This window comes from Paenarthrobacter sp. NPDC057981, from assembly GCF_042886835.1.
Lineage (GTDB): Bacteria > Actinomycetota > Actinomycetes > Actinomycetales > Micrococcaceae > Arthrobacter.
This window is the reverse complement of sequence record NZ_JBHVQI010000050.1, coordinates 1-2,834: the sequence shown is the minus strand read 5'-3', so window position 1 is coordinate 2,834 and position 2,834 is coordinate 1. Positions and strand designations below refer to the sequence as shown.

Here is a 2,834-nt window from a genome sequence, read left to right as displayed (position 1 = left end):
GCTAAGACCCACAGCGCCGATGGTACTGCACCCGGGAGGGTGTGGGAGAGTAGGACACCGCCGGACAACCATTAGGTCGAGACCCCCCAACCCACACCGGGTCGGGGGGTCTCCCACACTTAAACAACCCACCAACACTGAAGGCCCCAACCACGACGGTTGGGGCCTTGCACATTTAAACAACAAGCTCCCGAAACTACTCAACAGAGGTTTAGCCGCTGCTGCCCCCGAAAGGTGGGCTATCCGCCGTCGAGCGTTCCACGCCCAACCGCATGCGGCGTAGCGTCGGGGTCAGCGGTCCAGCTGAAGCCGCGACCAGCTCCAAAGGGTCAAACCTCCGAAGACGAGCGGAATCGCGAGGGTGAGGGCGAGAGCCGCAGGCGGAACGGTGCCGGGTGCTATCGCCCACAGTGCCGGTGCGGAGACAGGAAACCAGGGGCCGGCACCTCCGAGAACCGCCACCTGTGCCCCGGCCATGACTCCTACGGTAAGGCCAATTCCGCTGAGCAGTCCGCGGCCGAGGGTTGCCGACCAGGCGGCCGGAGTTGCGATCAGCGCTGAAAGCACGGTGAGTGGGAGGAGCCGGGACAGCCCTTCCAATTCAGCAGCTTGAGGCCAACCGAAGCCCAGAGCGAGACCCAACACCAACAAGGCCGCGGTCAAAAGGGCTGCCACGACGACCGACCAGCCAGCGTAGACAATGAGCTTGGCCAGGGCAATCGTGGTCCGCCGGACCGGCAGTGCGAATAGCCCGGAAATGGTGCCGTCCGTGAATTCCCGGCCATACATCCAGCTGAGGACAATGCCGAACGCCAGCACACTGCCAGCGGCAGTAATCTGATGGGCAGAGGAGAGGTAACCCGCCCAGCCTTCCTGTGAGGCGAGTGGACCGATCTTCGCAAGTGCTGTCTGATTGCCGGAGCGCGCAGCCAGCGTGAATCCCGAAGCCAGTGCGCTGACCCCAAGGAACAGGATCGCTCCGGCTGCGATGACTGTCCGGGAAGATCGCGTCTTGCGGACTTCGACGTCGAGTGCGGCGTGGAGTCCTTCCAATGGCTTATTCATGCAGAGATCTCCGGCTTCCTGGTTTTATGGCGGGCGTCGTCGCTGTGCACCAGGGCAAAGAATTCCCGCTCTATATCTGTGCCCTTTGGATCGATACTTCCGATGACGCGGCCCGCATTGATGACGGTCACCCTGCTGGCCACCCGTGCCACCTCATCCAAATGGTGGCTGGAGACGAGGACCCCGGCCCCCCGTGCAGCACGCCGCAGCAGGCTTTCGCGCAGAAGGATGACGCCGGCAGGGTCCAGGGCGTTTGTCGGTTCGTCCAGCACGATGAGCTGAGGGTCGTGTTGGAGGGCTGAAGCGAGTCCCAGCCGCTGGCGATTTCCGAGCGAGAGTGAGCGAGCCGGGATGGGGGCATAACGGCGCAGATCCAGCTCATCGAGCACATCGTCCACGGTTGCCTTGATGTCAGAGATTGGGATGCCGCGGAGGCGGGCCCCGATCTCCAGATTGGCCCGTCCTGTCAGCTCGCCGTACGCAAACGGGTACTCGATAAGCTGCCCCACACGGCTCCATGTGTGCGACGGGGCGGCCCTCACCGTGTTTCCGAAGATTGTCACGTCGCCGGAGTCGGGGACCAGCAGGCCCAGCAGCAGCCTCATGAGCGTTGACTTGCCCGCGCCGTTCAAGCCGACCAAGGCATGGATCTCACCCGCGGCGACGTCGAGGTCGAGCTTGTGAACACCGCCGCCGGAGCCGAACGAGCGCGAAACACAATGCGCCGCGAGCAGGATCTCAGCCATGGTTTGCCTCCAGAACGTCGAGGGCGGTATCGATCGTTTCGCCGAGGGTAGCTTTCTCCTGTTGTGACCACTCGATGAGCGCAACGGACATGGCCGCTATGACCGCTGCAACCGCCACGCGCGCCTGCAGGGGATCGCTGCCGTCGGCGATCAAGGCATCGGAGAGGGCCGTTTCAGTGCTGGCATTGTTCCTGGCAACGGCAGCTCTCAGTCCGGGCGTGGCCGCCACAATGCGAATACGCCTTTTGGTGAAGTCATCCGCCGGCTCGGGGAGCGTGCGCCAGGCGGCTCGAATTCCGTGGATGGTTCGGCGTAGTGGAGGCCCCGGCGGCTGGTCACGTACGGAGGAAGCAAGCAGTGGGTCGTAGGGATCATCCAGCAGCAGCTGGTCCTTGGTGGTGAAGTGCCGGAAGAAGGTCATTTCAGTGACCCCTGCGGCTGCCGCAATCGCGGTCGCAGGGGTCTGTTCGTAGCCGTCGCGTTCGAAGAGCTCCAGCGCAGCGTCGATCAGTCTGGACCGTGTGCGCAAGGCCCGCGCGTTTAGTTGGTGTGGTGACTCCATGGGCTGATGTTAGTCACTAACAATTCAAATCGGCAAGAGTATCCGGCTGAATCGGGTTCCGTGGGGCCTTCAGCTGATTGGGGGCAGGCCGCTCACTATGGCTCCCTCGAGCGCTTCAGCGGGCGCGCCGCCCCGGTGTTCGACGGCGGTTTGGTGGGGTTTTGGGGGTTGGTGTGGGGGTGTTGGGTGGTGGATTTGCGTTGGGGTTGTGGGGCGTGTATTGTTTTCTGAGTCGCCGGGTGCGAAACGGAAAGCCGGAAGGTGTGTACGGTTCGGTAGGCGGCCAAAAATAACTCTTCTTTTCCAATGGCCCTGTTGTGGTGCGCTGCTTTGTGTGGTGTTCCGGTCGGGGTGATGTTTTGGGGGGTCTGTTGTTTGAGAACTCAATAGTGTGCCAAGTTTGTTGATACCGATTGTTTTTTGATTGGTTGAAATTTTATGCCAGGTTGCTGCGCACCCCC

3 protein-coding genes are annotated in these 2,834 nt (G+C 62.3%); all 3 read right to left on the bottom strand.

What is annotated here, in order from left to right:
* Positions 1-291: 291 nt before the first annotated feature.
* The 3 genes from ACFVSI_RS22040 to ACFVSI_RS22030 are packed head-to-tail and all read right to left on the bottom strand — an operon-like array spanning position 292 to position 2,373.
* On the bottom strand, positions 292-1,065 hold the full coding sequence (locus tag ACFVSI_RS22040) for an ABC transporter permease (protein ID WP_387828602.1): 774 nt from the start codon (positions 1,063-1,065) through the stop codon (positions 292-294).
* The gene (locus ACFVSI_RS22035) at positions 1,062-1,811 is read right to left on the bottom strand and encodes an ABC transporter ATP-binding protein (RefSeq protein WP_387828599.1); all 750 of its coding nucleotides are present in this window, start codon (positions 1,809-1,811) and stop codon (positions 1,062-1,064) included. Before ACFVSI_RS22035 ends, ACFVSI_RS22040 begins: the two co-directional genes overlap by 4 nt.
* The gene (locus tag ACFVSI_RS22030; protein WP_387828596.1) at positions 1,804-2,373 is read right to left on the bottom strand and encodes a TetR/AcrR family transcriptional regulator; all 570 of its coding nucleotides are present in this window, start codon (positions 2,371-2,373) and stop codon (positions 1,804-1,806) included. The genes ACFVSI_RS22035 and ACFVSI_RS22030 overlap by 8 nt, the downstream gene beginning before the upstream one ends.
* Positions 2,374-2,834: the final 461 nt, after the last annotated feature.

Excerpts from the sequence above, each read along its gene's own strand:
- ACFVSI_RS22040 (WP_387828602.1), bottom strand. The coding sequence starts at position 1,065 with ATGAATAAGCCATTGGAAGGACTCCACGCCGCACTCGACGTCGAAGTC.
- ACFVSI_RS22035 (WP_387828599.1), bottom strand. The coding sequence starts at position 1,811 with ATGGCTGAGATCCTGCTCGCGGCGCATTGTGTTTCGCGCTCGTTCGGC.
- ACFVSI_RS22030 (WP_387828596.1), bottom strand. The coding sequence starts at position 2,373 with ATGGAGTCACCACACCAACTAAACGCGCGGGCCTTGCGCACACGGTCC.